This window comes from Brevundimonas sp. P7753, assembly GCF_013386595.1.
Classification (GTDB): Bacteria; Pseudomonadota; Alphaproteobacteria; order Caulobacterales; family Caulobacteraceae; genus Brevundimonas; species Brevundimonas bullata.
The window spans coordinates 1-568 of record NZ_JACARP010000230.1; the positions used below are offsets into that span (position 1 = coordinate 1).

The following is a 568-nucleotide window of genomic DNA, read 5'->3' on the forward strand; positions in this document are numbered from 1 at the left end:
GTCGCGTCTGCCCGGCGCGCTCGGCGCCTTCTTCACCGGGGTTCTGGCCGTGGTGGTGGCCGCGCCCTGCACCGCCCCCTTCATGGCCTTTGCGCTCGGCGCCGCCCTCTTGATGCCCTGGCCCATGGCCCTGGCGGTCTTCCTCATGCTGGGCCTCGGCCTGGCCCTGCCCTACGTCCTGATCAGCCTCAGTCCCGGCTTGCTGGCCCGCTTGCCGCGTCCCGGCCCGTGGATGGAGGGCCTCAGAAACCTGCTGGCCTTCCCCATGTACGGCGCCGCCCTGTGGCTGGTCTGGGTCTTCGCCCGCCAGACCGGCGGCGACGCCCTGGCGCTTCTGTTCGCCGCCGGCCTGATGCTGGCGCTGGGCCTATGGTTGGCCGGGCGCTTCCAGGCCGTGCGCGCCCTCGGCCATCGCGGCCTCCTGCCCGGTCTCGCCGCGCTGGGCGTGTTGGTTCTAGCTCTCGGCCTCGCCGGGATCGCCGCCCGCAGCGCCCCGCTCGCGGGTCCCGCCTCCGCCGAACCTTCCGGCCCCCTGGCCTCGCAACCCTGGTCGCCCGAGGCGGTGCGG

1 pseudogene is annotated in these 568 nt (G+C 74.6%); it reads left to right on the forward strand.

The window, feature by feature from the left end:
- Window positions 1-568, forward strand: a pseudogene (locus tag HX774_RS19305) (thiol:disulfide interchange protein); the annotation flags it as partial.